The following is a 17,452-nucleotide window of genomic DNA, read 5'->3' on the forward strand; positions in this document are numbered from 1 at the left end:
ATGGCGCTGAAAGAACGCTGGTTTAAGCCCGGTTTATTAAACGAAGTGCTGGCCTTTGAAGGCTTTACACCCGGCGCTATAGCAGCTACCATTTTAAAGCAACTGTAAAACACAATACAATGCCAAACACCATAGCATTTAACGAACAGTACCCTGTAATTACTGAATCAGATAATTTATATGCACGCGCCGTAAATATTATGACGCCTGTAACCCAAACCCTGGCCAAAGGCCCCGGCCAGTATATTACCGGCGTGGCCCCCAAGTACCTGAAAAGAGGAAAGGATGCGCACGTATGGGATGTGGATGGCAATGAGTTCATAGACTATAACATGGGCATAGGTCCTCTTTCGCTGGGATATTGTTACCCGCGTGTGGATGCAGCTATTAGTGCTCAGCTGAAAGACGGCATTACCTTTTCCATGATGCATGAGCTGGAAGTAACGCTGGCTGAGCTGGTGCACCGGGTTATACCCAATGCAGAAGCCATCCGCATCAGCAAAACCGGCGCTGATGTAACCAGTGCGGCTATACGTGTAGCCCGCGCCTTTACCGGCAGAAAGAAAGTGCTTTGCTGTGGTTACCATGGCTGGCACGACTGGTATATTTCCGTTACAAGCCGTAACAGCGGCATCCCGGAAGAAATAGCTGCGCTCAGCGCCACCTTTGAATATAACGATATTGAATCTGTAAAGCAGGCCCTGGATGCAGATACGGCCTGTGTGATCCTGGAGCCCTTTGTATTTGCAGCGCCTAAAGATAATTTCCTGCAGCAGCTGAAAGAGCTTTGTGAAGCCAACGGCACCCTGCTGATCTTTGATGAAATGTGGACCGGCTTCAGGATAGCAGTAGGCGGCGCGCAGGAATACTTTGGCGTAAAAGCCGACCTGGCCTGCTATTCAAAAGCTTTTGCCAATGGCATGCCCATCTCCCTGTTAACAGGCCGCAAAGAGGTGATGCAGCTGTTCAATGAAGAAGTGTTCTTTTTTACCACGTTTGGCGGTGAGGCGCTGTCGCTGGCAGCAGCAGTAGCCACCATACAGGAAATGATAGACCAGGATGTACCTGCGGTGCTTGCACAAAAAGGCAAACGCTTACGGGAAGGCTATAACCAGATTGCAGCAGAAACAGGCATGCAGCAGTATACCAGCTGTACCGGTTACGATTGCCGCTCACTGGTAAGCTTTAATGCACCGGGCCAGGACCCGCTGCACATGAAATCATTTGTACAGCAGGAGCTGTTTAAAAGAGGCATCCTGTGGTCGGGTTTTCATAACATGTGCTTTACCCATACCGATGCAGATCTTGAGCACACGCTGGCGGCTTACCGCGAGGTGCTGCCCCTGCTGCAGCAGGCAATAGCCAATAATGAGGTAAGCAGCCTGCTGAAAGGCAAGCCGGTGGAAGCTGTGTTCAGGAAGGTGAGCAACTTTAATACTAAACCGGTTGTAAAAGCCCTGTAAACAACATGGATCTTTTTTCTTTAAAAGGTAAAGTAGCCGTTGTTACCGGGGCCTGTGGCTTACTGGGCGTGCAGCATTGCAATGCCCTGGCCGAAGCCGGCGCGCAGGTGGTGGTGGCTGACCTGAACGAAGCCGCCTGTAATACCCTGGCTGCTGCATTAGGGCCGCAGCACCTGGCAGTGGCTATGGATGTTACCAGCCCCGCTTCCCTGGAAAATGCAAAGAACAGCATCCTGCAACGGTACGGACGTATAGACGTGCTGGTGAATAACGCCGCCATCAATGACATGTTTGAGAACCCACTGCTGGCAAAAGAGCAGTCGATGTTTGAGAACTACCCGCTGGAACAGTGGAACCGCTCCTGGAATGTGAACGTAAGCGGTATGTTCCTTTGCTCGCAGGTAATGGGCACTGCAATGGTACAGCAGGGCAGCGGCAGCATTATCAACATATCATCTACCTACGGCATGGTAGCGCCGGACCAAAGCATTTACCGCAACGCAGCAGGGGAGCAAACCTTTTATAAATCGCCGGCCTACCCGGTTACCAAAGCAGCAGTGCTGGGCTTTACCCGTTACCTGGCCGCTTACTGGGGCAATAAAAATGTGCGGGTGAACGCGCTTTCCCCTGGTGGCGTGGAGAACAGCCAGGATGATCATTTCATACAGAATTATGCGGCCAAAACCTTACTGGGAAAAATGGCATCGGCCGCTGATTATAAAGGAGCTGTTGTATTTTTAGCGAGCAATGCATCCGCTTACATGACCGGGGCTAACCTGGTTGTAGATGGCGGGTGGACAGCTATCTAAAATTTCAACAAACATCAACATGAACGAAACATTAAAAGAAAAAGCAGGGAAGATCAAATTACTGCTCACGGACGTAGACGGTGTATTAACGGATAACGGCGTGTACTATTCAGAAGCAGGCGAAGTAATGAAACGTTTTTCCATCCGCGATGGGATGGGCGTAGAGCGGCTCCGGAAGCTGTGCGGTATTGAAACCGGTATAGTAACCGGTGAAACATCCGGCTCGGTAGTAAAACGTGCAGAAAAGCTGAACATTACTGAGCTGCACCTGGGCATCAAGGACAAAGGCGGCTTACTGGCAGTGATCCTGGAACGCAGCGGACTGCAGCCGGAAGAAATTGCCTTTATCGGCGATGATGTGAACGACATCAGCATTATACAGCTGGCAGGCCTTTCTGCATGCCCGGCAAACGCCATGCCGCAGGTAGCTGCGATGGTGGATGTTCATTGCACGCAAAAAGGCGGTGACGGCGCCTTCCGTGAGTTTGCAGAGTGGCTGATCGCATACCGGTCGTGACGGCATATCCACAACAAACAACTCATCTATATGAAAACAATTGCGGTAAGTAACCGGAAAAGTATTGGCCAGGGCCAGCCCACCTATATTATTGCCGAAATTGGCATCAATCACAACGGCTCCCTTGAAATTGCAAAAAAGCTCATTGACGAAGCAGCAGCAGCAGGCTGCGATGCGGTAAAATTCCAGAAACGCACCCCGGAGCTTTGCACACCCAAAGACCAATGGCATATGCAGCGGGATACCCCCTGGGGCCGCATGACCTACATTAACTACCGGCATAAGGTAGAGCTGGGGTACGATGAATATGCAGCTATTGACCAGCACTGCCGCGATAAGAATATTGATTGGTTTGCATCCTGCTGGGATGAACCCTCCGTGGATTTCATAGAACAGTTTAACCCCGGTGTATACAAATTTGCATCCGCTTCCCTTACGGATTATGCACTGATAGAAAAAGTAAAGTCAACCGGCAAACCCTACATCTTATCAACCGGCATGTCTACCATGCACGAGATAGAAAGCACTATAGAGAAATTTGGTTTGGATAACCTGCTGGTGGCGCATTCCACCTCTGCCTATCCCTGCCCGCCTGCGGAGCTGAACCTGAAAATGATCAACACCCTGCAGGAGCTGTACCCGGAAACACCTATTGGTTACTCCGGTCATGAAACCGGTTTGGCCACCACGCTTTCAGCAGTAGTAATGGGCGCTTATTTTATAGAAAGACATTTTACCCTGGACCGCGCCATGTGGGGATCTGACCATGCTGCATCAGTTGAGCCGCAAGGTATGCATAAATTGGTGCGCGATATCCGCGATATTGAAACGGCTATGGGCGATGGTATTAAACGGGTATACGAAAGTGAAATGGGCGTACTGAAAAGATTGCGCCGGGTTATTACACCGCAACAGGAGCCGTTAAAGCCGCTTGCATGAACCATTTAGTGTATTATACTACCGGCATTTTGTTGCTAAGTGTAGTAGTGCTGGTATTGCTGGAAAGAAAGTATCCCTATACCAAAGGGCTTTCCCTTTTCAGGGAAGGCTTTTGGGTGGACCTGGTCTGGTACACCTTTATACAAAGCTATTTCCTGAAGATCCTGATCTTCGATTATATTATTCTTCCTGTTGACAGGGCCTGGCATTTGTCGGCCCTTCACCTGGTTACCGGCTGGCCATTATGGGTGCAGGTAGTGTTCTTCCTCATTACGCACGACTTCTATATTTACTGGTTCCATCGCTGGCAGCACCATTCCAGAATAATGTGGCGTACACACGAAGCCCATCATTCCAATACGGAAGTGGACTGGCTGGCAGGCTCCCGTTCGCATAGCCTGGAGATCCTGATCAACCAAACCATTGAGTTTGCACCCATCATACTCTTAGGCGCAAACCCGCTGGTAGTGCCCATTAAAGCCCTGATAGATGCGGTATGGGGCATGTACATCCATTCCAACATCAATGTAAGGAGTGGCAAGCTGCAATATGTGATCAACGGGCCGGAGATGCACCAGTGGCACCATGCCAATGCAAGGGAGGTGTTCTATGCTAACTTCTCTACCAAGTTTGCAATATGGGACTGGCTGTTCGGCACCGCCTACCTGCCCAATAAAAAGCCGGATACTTTTGGATTGCCGTATGCCTATCCCAAAGATTATTTTGTGCAGCACGTACACGCGGTAAAAAAGGTTTCGGAGGAAAAGCTTTTACAGCATAAGCTGTTCAATAAATATTATCATCTGCGTCCCGGCTTCCTGAAATGGCTAGGGCGAATGTTGCACAAATCGCCGGTGCCACAACGCAATCCCGAACCTGCTATTTCAAAATAAACCTTATGGCCTGGATCTATCTTTTGATCGCATCTGTTTTTGAAATTGCCTGGACCTTCTCCCTGAAGTTCCTTGACTTTAAAAAGATCGGCGCTATCCGCTGGCCGGCATTTTTCAGCAGCCAAAACCTGCTGGTGTTAATGCCCTTGCTGGGATATATTGTTTTTGGCCTGGCCAACGTGTTCTTTTTTTCGCTCTCCGTAAAACAGATCCCCACCTCCACTGCGCTGGCAGTATGGATGGGCGTAGCGCTGATAGGCGTAAAGCTGGTAGATGTTATGCTCTTTAAAGAGCCCTGGCAGCCCACACAGCTTATTTACCTGGGGTTGATAGTAGCGGGTATTGTTGGATTAAAGAGAGGAGTGTAATATAAAATCCCCGATAGCTGCCGCCAGCAGGAACTGCGGGTAAGCAATGCGCAGCACTTTCAGTGCCAGCGTTATCTGGTTCTCCACGGTACGTTTTGAAATATGCAGCCGGTCGGCTATTTCCTGGTTGCTTAAATGGTTAATGCGGCTTAGCCAGAAAATTTCCTGGCAGCGCCGCGGCAGATCTTTCAGCAGTTGCGCCAGCTGCCATTCCATGTTCTCATACACCAGTTTTTCCGGCGCAAAATTATAAACCGGCGGCGTGTTTAATTCTGCAAACTGGTCCAGGTATTCCACGCAGTTTATTTTTGCCGCTTTCAAATATTTATATACATGATAGCGTGCAGTAGCCTGTATGTAATGCTGAAAGTTCTCTATTTTACTGGATTTGCGTTTTTCCCAGAGCGATACAAATACATCGTGGGTAATTTCTTCGGCAGCCGCTTCGTCTTTTAAATAGTACCTGGCAGTGGCATATAATTTTTTCCAATAGCGGTCATATAGCAGCGCAAAGGATCTGCTGTTATCAGAGACAACACCCTCCCATAATTCATGGTCAGAGAAATCGTTATTCATAATGTGGCGCCATAAAAATAGTAATAATCCATAAACCCGGAATATTTTCTAAAAAAATTTAAAAAGTATGTGTGTGCCGCTCCCGTTTTACACACTATATATAGAGAGGCACTGCCAACAACCAATTTTATCGCTTATTCCACCTTATGACGCCAGAAGAATACATATTGTTATACGAGAAGTACCGGAACGGATCCTGCACGCCCGAAGAAGCTGCGCAGCTTATGCAGTACCGGGATAATTTTCATTTGCTGGAAGAGGAGGAAACACAGGCTGCTGTAGTGGACGAGCAGCTGAAAGACCGTATTTACGGCAAAATAATACAAACCACCAGCGGTAAAAAGGTTGTGCGGCTTGCAAACTGGTGGCGGGCTGCCGCCGCCGTGCTGCTGTTAGCCCTGGGTTTGGGCGCGCTGTTCACTAAGAACAATACTAAAAAGCCGCTGGCCGTAAAAGTAAATAAAGCGCCGGCAGCAGCCCCCAAACCCATTAAACCCGGTACCAACACCGCCACCCTTACACTGGCAGATGGTTCTGTAATAACCTTGAATGATGCGCCTGAAGGGGTGCTGGCGCAAACCGGCAGCACAGCCATCACAAAAGCAAATGGCCTGCTTTCCTATACGGCTAACAGCAATGGGGCAGCGGCAAATGAAAATGCGCTGAACACCATGCATGTGCCCAGGGGCGGGCAGTACGCCGTAACCCTCTCAGATGGCACCAAAGTATGGCTGAACAGCGGATCATCATTAACCTATCCTGAAGTATTTGCCGGGGCCGAACGTAAGGTGGTGCTAAGCGGGGAAGCCTATTTTGAGGTAAGTAAAAATGAGCAGCAGCCTTTTATTGTACATACGAACCGTGCGGATGTGCATGTACTGGGTACGCATTTTAATATTAACGCCTATAATGATGAAGGCGTGCTAAAAACTACTTTGCTGGAAGGGGCAGTACGTTTATCCGCTGCCACTGCTTCCGTACTGCTGGCGCCCGGTGAGCAGGGCCTTATTACCGGATCGCGCCCGGGCATTGAAAAAAAGCGCGTGAATGTAAACCAGGAAATAGCCTGGAAGGCGGGCTACTTTGTTTTCAGAAATAACACGATCGGGGATATTATGCGGCAGATCAGCCGCTGGTACGATGTAGAAATAACATACAGGGGCGGGCTGCCAACAGGAACATTTGGCGGTACCTATTCAAAAGGGAAAGATCTGCCGGAGCTATTGAATGGCCTTGAGCTTACCGGACTGGTACATTTTAAGATAGAAGGAAGGAACGTCATCGTTATGCCATAACCGTCATTGCTGCACCATTAAAATTGTCTGTGATACAAAAACTATAATTAAACCTGACATTCACATGTATAGAAATTTTACTGAACAAATGTTCGGGAGGCCACGTCATGCCCTTGCCAGATGCAGGCGCATCCTTCAATTCAGCTGTATCTTACTACTTGCAACTGCCTTGCAGCTGGGCGCGCGCACCTATGCGCAAAGAGTGAACATTGAGGTGCACGAAGCCTCGCTGGAAGATGTGCTGTACACTATTCAGCAGCAAACCGGTTATGATTTTTTATACAGCACACAGCTGATCCGCTTAGCCGAACCGGTGTCGCTTTCATTAAAGAACATGGAGGTTACAGCTGCGCTGAAGATCATTTTTGATAAGCAGCCCCTGGATTATATCATTAATAAAAAGACGGTAACGCTTAAGAATAAACCGCTGCTGCCCGTTGTTTTCACGGTTCACGGCACGGTAACCGATAATAAAGGCGTGCCCTTACAGGGTGTTAGCATACAGCTGAAAGGCACTACCACCGGCACGGCCAGCCTGGCCGACGGCACCTATAGCCTGAACCTGCCTGATGCTAACGGCACGCTTACCTTTGGTTTCATAGGCTTTGCAAAACAGGAGATAGCAGTGAATGGAAAGAACCTGATCAATGTTACGCTGCTGGAAGATGACCGTAAGCTAACAGAAGTAGTAGTAACCGGCTACACCACTCAAAGCCGGCATACTTTAACCAGCGCCATTGCCACTATCAATGGCGAGGACCTTACCAAAAGGGTGGCTACCGACGCCGCCTCTCTGCTGCAGGGCCAATTGCCCGGCCTCTCTGTAGTGCAGAACTCCGGCGAGCCAGGTAATGAAACAATACAATTACGTATAAGAGGCGTAGGCACGTTCAGTGGCGCCGGTAATGCCCCGCTGGTGATAGTGGATGGCGTGCCGGGGAATATGAGCGCGCTCAATCCCAACGACATTGAATCCGTAAACGTGCTGAAAGATGCATCGGCCGCCGCTATCTATGGCTCACAGGGCGCCAACGGTGTAATAGTGGTGAAATCTAAAAAAGGTAACCCGGGAAAATTTACGCTCTCCTATAATTACAATATTGGTTTTGCCAAAGCCAACCGTCTGCCAAAGCTCATTACCAATTCAGCTACGTATATGACGCTGCTGAATGAAGCGGAAGCCAATTCCGGCAATGCGCCCATTTATACGGATGAACAAATAGCATTGTACCAGAATGCCACCGACCGCGTAAAGTATCCTAACCACGATTGGTTAAAAGATATGTTCAGCACTGCAACGGTACAGAACCACTATCTTAATTTAAGCGGTGGTACTGAGAAAACCACCTATAGCCTGGGCATGGGGTTTACAAACCAGCCGGGAACTATGCGGGGTTTTGAATATAAGAAGTACACCGTTGCCCTGGGCTTAACCTCCCGGGTACATAAACGCGTAACGCTGGGCACCAACATACAGGTGCGGTATGGCGACAGAAAATTTCCGTACAACAATGCCACCGACCTGTATATCTCCACCCTGGCGCAGTCGCCTTTATATCCCGCGCAAACAGCAGACGGGTTGTGGATCACCAAGGCCTATGACCGGGAGCTGGGTAATAAAAATCCCGTGCTTGCATCTACTTTAAGGACCAGCAATCCTGATTACTACGGGCAGGGAAATATTTCCATTGATGTAGATGTGGCAGAAGGCCTGAAGTGGGAGAACCGCGCCGGTATTAACTTTGAGTACTACAAAATGAAAACCTTCCGGCCGGTGATCCCGGTATACCTGTACAGCGATCTTTCCTATAGCCGCAATGCCGATGTGGGTACGCCGGGCCTTGCCATGGATCATCATGATGAAACGCATTCCACTATCTACAGCCAGCTGAATTATCATAAGCTGTTCGGCAGTCACGACCTTACGGTTTTAGCCGGTGTGCAGCAGGAAACAGATAATAAAAGCTATATGGATGCCAACCGCATTGGCTATCCCACCAACCAGCTCACAGAGCTGAATGCCGGCGCAGTAAGCGGGCAAACGAACGGAGGCTCCTCTGAAGAATGGGTGATCCATTCACTGTATGGCAACATGAACTACAATTTTAAAGATAAATACCTGCTGGGGGTAAGCCTGCGCTACGACGGTACTTCCCGTTTGCCGGCTGACAGCCGCTGGGGTTTGTACCAGTCTATTTCAGGCGGATGGCGTATTTCCAGGGAAAGCTTTCTTGCAAATGTTAAATGGCTGAATGATCTGAAGATCCGCGCATCCTGGGGCCGCCTGGGCAACCAGAACATAGGCACCTATCCTTACCAGTCAACCCTGGCGCAAACAAATTATGCCTATGCAAGCGGTATACTTTCCGGCTTTATACCCAATATGCTGGTAGATCCTAACCTGACCTGGGAAACCACGCGTATGACAGATATAGGTGTGGACATGACTGCCTTTAATAACCGGCTGAACTTCACCTTCGACTGGTTCTCCAAATATACCTACGATATTTTAAGGCAGTCACAGGTGCCGCAGGCGCTGGGCGTAAGCGCGCCTATTGTTAACAATGGCGCGGTAAGCAACAAGGGTGTTGAGTTTGGCGTACGTTACCAGGATAAGCTTAGCAAGAAGTTCAGCTATTATGCAGCTGCCAACTTCCAGGTGTACCGCAACAAGCTGACATCCTTTGGAGCCGATGAAATTGGCGGGCCTGACGGACAAACGATTATGCGTAACGGTTATGCCATTAACTCCTTTTACCTGCAAACCATGGATGGTATTTTCCAGAGCCAGGCAGAAATTGATAAATCCCCTGATCAGTCATCCCTGGGCGGTGTGCCTACTCCCGGTGATATTAAGTACAAGGATACGAACGGAGATGGGAGAGTGGATGCTAACGATCGCACCATATTCGATGGGCAATATCCAAAGTTTGAATACTCCTATACCATGGGCGCCAACTGGGGGAATTTTGATGCCAGCATACAGCTGTATGGCTCCTACGGAAATAAGCTATACCTGTATAAATGGGGCGTAGATCCTTTTGCGCAGGGCGCAATGCCAACCACCGACTGGCTGGACCGCTGGACACCGGAAAACCCGTCGGCCACCAAACCTAAGATCTACATGGGCTTTTACGGGTATCCTAAAATAACCAATGTACCCTCTTCCTATTACCTGTTTAATGCCAGCTTTATGCGCATCAAGAATTTACAGGTAGGATACACTTTGCCACAGTCACTGGTAAAAGGCATAAGAATGATCCGCGTATATGCCTCCGTTGACAACCTGGCGCTTTTTACGCCGTTGAAAATAGCCACCGATCCTGAAAGGCTGGACATTAATAACAAACCGGATGCATGGTATGGCTTTGCCAACTACCCGCAAAACCGCACTTTCACATTAGGTGCATCTGTTCAATTCTAATAAGCATAAAGTATATGAAAAGATATTACCACTTTATTCTGATAGCAGCAGTTTTTTTCACCGCCTGTAAAAAGCTGGATGTTACACCGCCGGATAAATTATCAACCGGCATCTTCTGGAAAACACCGGGGGATGCGGATCTGGCGCTTACCGGATTATATTCCACGTTAACAGCGGCCAATGGTCAGATCACCGCTTATGCACCCATGTGGTGGGAGAATTTTAGTGATAACTCCTACAGTCAGAACAACCAGGGTGGCGCACAGCAATCATTAATAGCAGGCCTGACACCAACCATTGGAGGTTTTCCAACCTCTAATGACCAAAGCCTGTACATTACCTCCTACAAGGGTATTGCAGCTGCCAATAGTTTTTTAGCCAATGTAGGGAAGGTGCTGGAAGGCGATAAGCTAAACCAGTATAAAGGTGAAGCCTCCTTTTTGCGGGCTTTTCACTACTTTATGTTAGCGCAAACCTATGGCAATGTACCGCTGATAACGGACGATCCGCTGACGCTTGACTTCAAAGCCAAGGTAACCAAATCGCCGCGTGCCGATATTCTGAAGCTCGTTGAAAGCGACCTGGATGCCGCCATTGCCGGGCTACCGGATGTTAAGTACACCACCGGCCACGCCGTAAAGGCATCGGCACAGGGGCTGAAAGTGCGCGTATTGTTATTTGAAAAGAAATACGCAGAAGCAGCTGTACTGGCCAAAGCAATTATTGATGGCGGCTTGTTTTCGCTGAGCAGCAATTATGCCGGCAACTTTTACAAACCGGATCAGCGTTCCAGCCCGGAGATCATGTTCTCCATACAGTTCCAGGCGCCGGCGGTGCCGCATGATTTTGCGATCACCACCGCTATTATCGGCGCAGGATATAAAGACCTGCAGGGCACGCAGAATATGATCGACGAGTATGAAGCCGGCGATCCCCGTAAAACCATGACTTTCTTTTTCCCCGGCGATACGCCTGCACAGGGCTGGCCTTATCCCGGTACAGTAGGTACGCCGGGCGTTAACAACTGGACCCGCGGATTTTATCCCGGCAAAAAATGGCTGGATCCCAAGAACGTGGATCCGCAGCCCGGCATGCTGGATGACCAGGATTATGTTTGGTTAAGGTATGCAGATGTAAAGCTGATGTATGCCGAAGCGCAGAATGAAACAGCAGGCCCTGACGCCAGCGTGTACCAGCAGGTAAATGAAGTGCGTGCAAGGCCCGGCGTGGCAATGGCGGCATTACCGGCAGGGCTTAGCCAGGGCGATATGCGGGAAAGGATCCGGCATGAAAGGCGCGTGGAGTTTGCACTGGAAGGCCTGCGCTATTTTGACCTGCGCAGGTGGGGCATAGCACAGCAGAAATTAAATGGTTTTGTGCAAAATCCCTTAACGCCTAACATCAAAACCATTTACCGCCCGCAGTTCGATTACTGGCCCTTGCCGCAGATAGAAATAGACCGCAATGCGCCGGTATTGATACAGAACGATAATTATTGAGCAGATAATTTTATATTTAGAGATTTGCTTCCCTGTTCTGAAAGGCAGGGAGGCAGATCTTTTTTATTTCATTAAACAGGATAGTATATCATGAGGCGCCGTTTGTTGTGGATCATATTATTGTTTTGTTGTGCAGGTGCTAATGCGCAAACAACCTACTACATTCACCCCGGCCAGGGCAATGATGCAAACAGCGGCGTGAACCCCTCACAGGCATGGAAAACATTTAATCGTATTAATCAGCTGACCCTGCAACCCGGCGATGTGGTGGAAGTGCTGGCAGCAGGCGCTTTTCACGGATCATTGGTGCTAAGGGCAAAAGGTACGGTAAGGCAGCCGGTGAAAATAAAATTTGCCCCGGGCCGCTACGACTTTTTCCCGGACAGCGCCTTTAAAAAAGCATTACACATTTCCAATACAAACGATCAGCCTTATGAACCCAAAGCCATTGCCTTTGTATTTGACAGCTGTGAGCAGGTACAGGTGTATGCACAGGGTGCAACGTTTATGTTCCGGGGTAAGATGATAGAAACCTTTGTTAACTACAGCCACTATATACACATCAACGGGCTTACGTACGATTACCAGCGGCCCACCGTTTCGGAGCTTACAATTACAGCAGTAGGCGATGATCATGCAGATGCGGTCATTCACCCTGATTCAAAGTTCAGTATCCGGGATAGCCTGCTTACCTGGATAGGCGAGGGCTGGTCTTATAGACCTGGTACTTACTGGCAGGTATTTGATCCGCTTGCAAATGAGCTTTCGCGTATGGAAATAGATCCGCAGGGCCTGCGCTTTGTTTTACAGGACAAGGGTACGGTACGCATCTTTTTCAAAAAGGATCCGGGATTTAAAAAAGGCTGTACCTACCAGAACCGGGATGTAACCCGGGATTGCGCAGGGATCTTTATGCAGTACAGCAGCAATATTGCGCTTAGCAACATTCACATAAATTTTATGCATGGCATGGGCGTGGTAAGCCAATATTGCCGCAACATAAAAATGGATAGCATCACCGTAAGGCCGGCAGCAGGCAGTGGAAGAACCTGCGCCGCCTGGGCCGATATCCTTCATTTTTCAGGATGCAGTGGCGCCATAGAGGTAAATAACAGCTACCTCTCCGCCGCAAATGACGATGCCATTAATGTACACGGCACCTATCTGAAGATCCTGGAAAAAACAGCGCCCAACAAGCTGCTGGTGGCATTTATGCACCCGCAAACTTTCGGGTTTAATGCATTTGCAGCCGGCGACAGTATTGCATACATTCATCCGGAAAGCCTGCTTTCAACAGGAGAAAACGTTATAGTAAATGTGGAAAAGGTAAATGATAAGCAATGCCTGCTTACATTGAAGAATAATATACCCGCTGCCGTTAGCACCGGCGATGTAGTGGAAAATACAAGCGCTACGCCACAGGTATGGGTACACAACACCACCCTTACCAGGATCCCCACCAGGGGGCTGCTGGTAGGCACCCGGCGCAAGGTGCGCATTGATCATAATACTTTTGAACATACACACATGAGCGCTATCCTGATCAGTGACGACGCCTCCAGCTGGTATGAATCAGGTATGGTGAAAGATGTAAGCATCAGCAACAATACTTTTAATAATTGCGGGGAACCGGTAATAAACATACACCCGGAAAATACGGTGAGCGGTACGGCTGCTGTGCATAACAATATTGCGGTTACGCATAACACTTTTCAGCTGCAGGGAAAAGGGTTGTTGAGTGCAAAAAGCACGGCGAATATACTTTTCAGGGGCAATACGATTAAGGCAGCCGGCGAGGGAAAGAGGATAGATGAATTTTTAAAGTTTGAGCAGTGCAGGGATGTGCATGTTACGGATAATAAAATAACGGGTGTTCATTAATAACACTATAAATTACGCTGGATTTATTTTATATTTAGCGAATAACTTCCACGAAATGAACCCTTCATCCAGAGCCCTCATTATACTGGCCAGCTATGATTTTGAATCATTGCAATTAACCCTCAGGTCCCTTACGCACACCGTAGATAAAAATGAAAAAATAGTAGTGATCCTGAACGGCATTGGCACGCTGGGAAGCGCCATGGTAGAAAGGATAGCTCGCAGCTGGGCGCTGGAAGACCCTGCCAGCCGCTTTGTGGTGCGTCCCATTTGCTCAGGTGCAAAAGCCTTTTTTGCCATTAAGGAGATCTTAGCAGATTATGCGCCCTTACAGGATGTAACATTCATCTGTAAAATAGATGATGATGTGATCCCGTTGAAAAAGGGCTGGCTGAATGAACTGCATGAAGCCTATGCAGCCCTGTCAGCAGGAGGCAGGGTGGGTTTTACCACCGGCTTAATAAACAATAATTGTTTTGGATTTAACGAGCTGCTGGACATTTTTAACAAAAGAGAAGATTTCAGGTCCATGTTTAACTATAAGCTGCGGGGAGGCGCCATTAATGATTACGCGCCCGGTGTAGTTAACAATGGAAGCTACGGCACCATCTGGCAGGAGCCTTACCTGGGATGGTGGGTGCACCAGTGGACCTCCTTAAAAATTGATGACTTCATATCAAAGACCAGCAATCTGCAAAAGCTGCAAATACCCCGGAATACCGGCTATTCAATAGGCTGTATCTTTTTTGAAAAGCAGTTCTGGCTGAACCTTGATCATGAGAAATTCAACTCTGTATTTGATGAGGAAATTATTCATTATACCTGCCAGATCGAAGAAAGAACCCGCTGGGTTATCATGGATCAGCCGATGATACATCTTTTTTATTTTAACCAGCGCCTGGCCAACCGTGATATTATTGATGATATCATTCAATCCTTATCGCGGTATTTTAAGGACGAAACCTTTCAATCTGTATCCAGGATAGGGTTAGAGGAGCTTACGCTTAATTTAAAGGAGGACTTTAAAGCGCTGCACGATGACCTGTGGGCATTCCTGAAATCACTGGTGGCTGATCCTGAAAGCAAACCAGCCTAAATATCCGCTACAGTGGAAAGCGGTTTTGCAGTGAGCTGTTTAACCCTGGTAAGCGCAGATGCAATTACCTGGTCCATATCATAATACCGGTACTCTGCCAGCCTGCCCCCAAAAAATATGTTGGATTCCCGGGCGGCCATTTTTTTATACGCGTTATAGATCTTCCGGTTCCGCTCATCATTGATGGGATAATACTGTTCATCCCCGGTTTTCCATTCTTTCGGAAATTCATGGGTAACAATGGTAAAGGGCTGCCGGCCGTTCTCAAAATGTTTGTGTTCTATGATCCGGGTGTAGGGAATTTCAGCAGCGGTGTAATTCACAACAGCTGCTCCCTGGTAGTTAGCGCACATGTGCAGCTTATGCTCAAACGAAAGGCTGCGGTACTCCAGGCGGCCTTGTGAAAAACCATAAAATTCATCAACAGGGCCGGTAAATACAATGTTCTCCGCAAGCTGGTCAAGCTCATAGCGGTGTTTGAAATAATCTGTTTTAAGACGTACCTCCGTATCAGCCGTCAGTGCATCTATCAGCTTATTATATCCGCCTTTGGGAATACCCTGGAAAGCATCGTCAAAATAATTATTGTTGAAAGTGAAGCGGAGTGGCAGCCTTTTAATAATAAAGGCTGGCAGCTCAGCAGCCTTTCTTCCCCATTGCTTTTCAGTGTAACCTTTGATCAGCTTTTCATAAATGTCGGGCCCAACAAGCGATAAGGCCTGCTCTTCAAGGTTACGCGGATTTACTATGTTTAGCTGCTCCCTTTGCAGCTGTATCTTATTCAATGCTGCTTCCGGTGTTTGTACCTTCCATAGCTGGTAAAAGGTATTCATGTTAAAGGGCAGGTTATACAGCTCGTCCTCATAGCGGGCCAGCACCGTATGGGTATAGTTGTTAAACTCCACGAACTGGTTTACATAGTCCCATATTTTGCGGTCGTTGGTGTGAAAGATATGTGCGCCATGTATGTGAACATTTATTCCATCCATATTCTCACAGTAAATATTACCGCCGGGATGTTCCCGCTTTTCAACGATCAGGCACCTTTTTCCCAGTTTGTTCATTTCATGCGCAAAAACACATCCGAATAAGCCGGCGCCAACGATCAGGTAGTCATAGGCTGTTTCTCTCATAAGATCATTTTAAGCGGGTTGCAGGATCTTTTTTGAAGCAATCACCTGCTGAAAAAAATCTGCCAGCTCCTGTGCATGATGGTCAAATGTAAATTGCCGGCGGTGGGTCCAAACATTATCACGCACCTGTTTCAGGGCATGCTTATCCTTTAGTTGCTCCGCAAGCTCCGGTATGTTGTTAAAAAGAACGCCTATGTCCAGCTTTCTTATTAACCGCTCAGCAGCCACCAGGTGCCCGTTGTTATTCCGTTGCAGCATGGGAAGGCCTGCAGCAGCCAGGGTGCACATCCTGGCAGGGTAGTTCAGGTCATCCCATTTGCATCTTAACAGCTCACCGTAATTATCGCTGCGGAACAGGTGCAGCCAGCCTGCATCATACTGGGAATATTCCTGCACCCAATCCTCCGGTTTGCAATAGGAATGCAAGTGCAGGTGATCTTTTGCAACCTCCCGTGATTCACGGATCCAGTGCGCCCAGAACGACTGTGTATAATCACCGTATAAATGCAGGTGTATGTTATGCCGGGCCAGCTCGCCTACATCATCCGGCTCAAGGCCATAAGGCCGCCCGGAGGATACGGTGTGAATAGCCTGATCACTATCCGACAGCAGGGGAGATCTTTTTTCACTGAACCATTTGCCCAGCGGCAGATCGCCGTCCAGGATGTGGAAAGGCCGGCTCTTATCGCCAATAAATTGTTCGTACCAGCTTTTTATTTCCGGGTTAATGTAGATCCTTCCGTCAGCATTATAATACAGCTCCACCAGCTCTTTCCACATACCAAAAGTTCTGCAGTAGAAAGGGCCTTCTTTAAAATGCCATACAAAAGGAATGTCCTGGTTGGCGCGCATTACATAATGGGCAAGTGGTACGGCCTGGTAATTAAGCAAGGCATAAATAACATCGGGCTTGATCCTTTCTATTTCCTCCTGCCAGTTATCCAGCGACAGGTCTTCAATATTTCCAAAAGGGAAGGGGCCAACAGCCGTATAGCAGTGGGGGCTTTCCAGCCACAGGCCGTATAGTTTATGGCCCAGCTTTTCCAGCGCATACAATCTTTCAGGGTTATAGCCAAGCTCTCCTACTATCAGGATCTTCAGCTGGTCCTGCGGAACATTTACTTTTTCAAGGCCCTTATAAAGTATATTTTCATCAATATAATTACCGATGGTGGATTGGAAGCGGATGGGTTCAGGCACGTTGTAATACCGCTTATAAAGGTAAATGCCACCGGTGCTGTTCTCCCGGATGATCTTATGCCGCTGGTAAGGATGATCAACCCATTCACAGGTTACGTTTCCTGATCCCACAAATACGCCCTTTTGCGAAAGCCGCTCCCAGAACATTTTATCCAGGTCATCGGTCACCAGCTCTGCACGTTCCATCCAGGTGCAATCTGTTTTTTTATGCATTACCTGTACCAGCTGCAGCGCAAACCCATGGATCTTACCCGGCGATGCGGTGCGGTAAGAGCCGCTTGCCGTATCTGAATAGCTGTGATGCACACCGGCAAAAGCCAGCACTGCTTCCGGGTTGGCCTGCATGGTAGCCAGCAGGG

The 17,452-nt window shown here is 48.5% G+C and carries 14 protein-coding genes; 11 read left to right on the forward strand and 3 right to left on the reverse strand.

The genetic code is table 11. The annotated features are described in order from the left end of the window. Positions 1 to 119 precede the first annotated feature (119 nt). The 6 genes from VIM87_RS16675 to VIM87_RS16700 are packed head-to-tail and all read left to right on the forward strand — an operon-like array spanning position 120 to position 4,989. Positions 120 to 1,463: an aminotransferase class III-fold pyridoxal phosphate-dependent enzyme gene (locus tag VIM87_RS16675; protein ID WP_331998087.1), complete on the forward strand. Its 1,344-nt coding sequence runs from the start codon at positions 120 to 122 to the stop codon at positions 1,461 to 1,463. Positions 1,464 to 1,468: 5 nt separating this feature from the next. After that, entirely contained in the window at positions 1,469 to 2,272 is an 804-nt protein-coding gene (locus VIM87_RS16680) for an SDR family oxidoreductase (RefSeq protein WP_331998088.1), read from the forward strand. 19 nt (positions 2,273 to 2,291) lie between these two features. Continuing rightward, a complete protein-coding gene (locus VIM87_RS16685) occupies positions 2,292 to 2,789 on the forward strand; it encodes an HAD-IIIA family hydrolase (protein ID WP_331998089.1) in 498 nt (165 codons plus the stop codon). Positions 2,790 to 2,819: 30 nt separating this feature from the next. Then, positions 2,820 to 3,728, forward strand: coding sequence for an N-acetylneuraminate synthase family protein (locus VIM87_RS16690; protein WP_331998090.1), 909 nt, complete (start codon positions 2,820 to 2,822; stop codon positions 3,726 to 3,728). After that, entirely contained in the window at positions 3,725 to 4,621 is an 897-nt protein-coding gene (locus VIM87_RS16695) for a sterol desaturase family protein (protein ID WP_331998091.1), read from the forward strand. The genes VIM87_RS16690 and VIM87_RS16695 overlap by 4 nt, the downstream gene beginning before the upstream one ends. A gap of 5 nt (positions 4,622 to 4,626) precedes the next feature. After that, positions 4,627 to 4,989: a DMT family transporter gene (locus VIM87_RS16700; RefSeq protein ID WP_331998092.1), complete on the forward strand. Its 363-nt coding sequence runs from the start codon at positions 4,627 to 4,629 to the stop codon at positions 4,987 to 4,989. On the opposite strand, the gene VIM87_RS16705 is transcribed toward VIM87_RS16700, so the two are convergent. Beyond that, positions 4,972 to 5,565 carry an RNA polymerase sigma-70 factor gene (locus tag VIM87_RS16705; protein WP_331998093.1) on the reverse strand — a complete coding sequence of 198 codons (594 nt, stop codon included), beginning with the start codon at positions 5,563 to 5,565 and terminating at the stop codon, positions 4,972 to 4,974. The two genes, VIM87_RS16700 and VIM87_RS16705, sit on opposite strands and share 18 nt — an antisense overlap. Positions 5,566 to 5,711: 146 nt before the next feature. On the opposite strand from VIM87_RS16705, the gene VIM87_RS16710 reads away from it, so the two are divergent. From VIM87_RS16710 to VIM87_RS16730, 5 genes are all read left to right on the forward strand, one after another. Continuing rightward, the gene (locus tag VIM87_RS16710) at positions 5,712 to 6,860 is read left to right on the forward strand and encodes a FecR family protein (RefSeq protein WP_331998094.1); all 1,149 of its coding nucleotides are present in this window, start codon (positions 5,712 to 5,714) and stop codon (positions 6,858 to 6,860) included. Positions 6,861 to 6,924: 64 nt separating this feature from the next. Next, a complete protein-coding gene (locus tag VIM87_RS16715) occupies positions 6,925 to 10,284 on the forward strand; it encodes a TonB-dependent receptor (protein ID WP_331998095.1) in 3,360 nt (1,119 codons plus the stop codon). Between the two features lie 14 nt (positions 10,285 to 10,298). Continuing rightward, a complete protein-coding gene (locus tag VIM87_RS16720) occupies positions 10,299 to 11,783 on the forward strand; it encodes a RagB/SusD family nutrient uptake outer membrane protein (RefSeq protein WP_331998096.1) in 1,485 nt (494 codons plus the stop codon). Between the two features lie 90 nt (positions 11,784 to 11,873). After that, the gene (locus tag VIM87_RS16725) at positions 11,874 to 13,664 is read left to right on the forward strand and encodes a right-handed parallel beta-helix repeat-containing protein (protein ID WP_331998097.1); all 1,791 of its coding nucleotides are present in this window, start codon (positions 11,874 to 11,876) and stop codon (positions 13,662 to 13,664) included. Between the two features lie 55 nt (positions 13,665 to 13,719). Continuing rightward, positions 13,720 to 14,760: a hypothetical protein gene (locus tag VIM87_RS16730; RefSeq protein WP_331998098.1), complete on the forward strand. Its 1,041-nt coding sequence runs from the start codon at positions 13,720 to 13,722 to the stop codon at positions 14,758 to 14,760. Here the strand turns inward: VIM87_RS16730 and glf are convergent. Next, positions 14,757 to 15,893 carry a UDP-galactopyranose mutase gene (gene glf, locus VIM87_RS16735; protein WP_331998099.1) on the reverse strand — a complete coding sequence of 379 codons (1,137 nt, stop codon included), beginning with the start codon at positions 15,891 to 15,893 and terminating at the stop codon, positions 14,757 to 14,759. The two genes, VIM87_RS16730 and glf, sit on opposite strands and share 4 nt — an antisense overlap. Positions 15,894 to 15,902: 9 nt before the next feature. After that, positions 15,903 to 17,452: glycosyltransferase family 2 protein (locus VIM87_RS16740; RefSeq protein WP_331998100.1), on the reverse strand; the 1,550-nt coding region annotated here is incomplete at its 5' end.

It is taken from the genome of Chitinophaga sp. (genome assembly GCF_036569125.1).
Lineage (GTDB): Bacteria > Bacteroidota > Bacteroidia > Chitinophagales > Chitinophagaceae > Chitinophaga.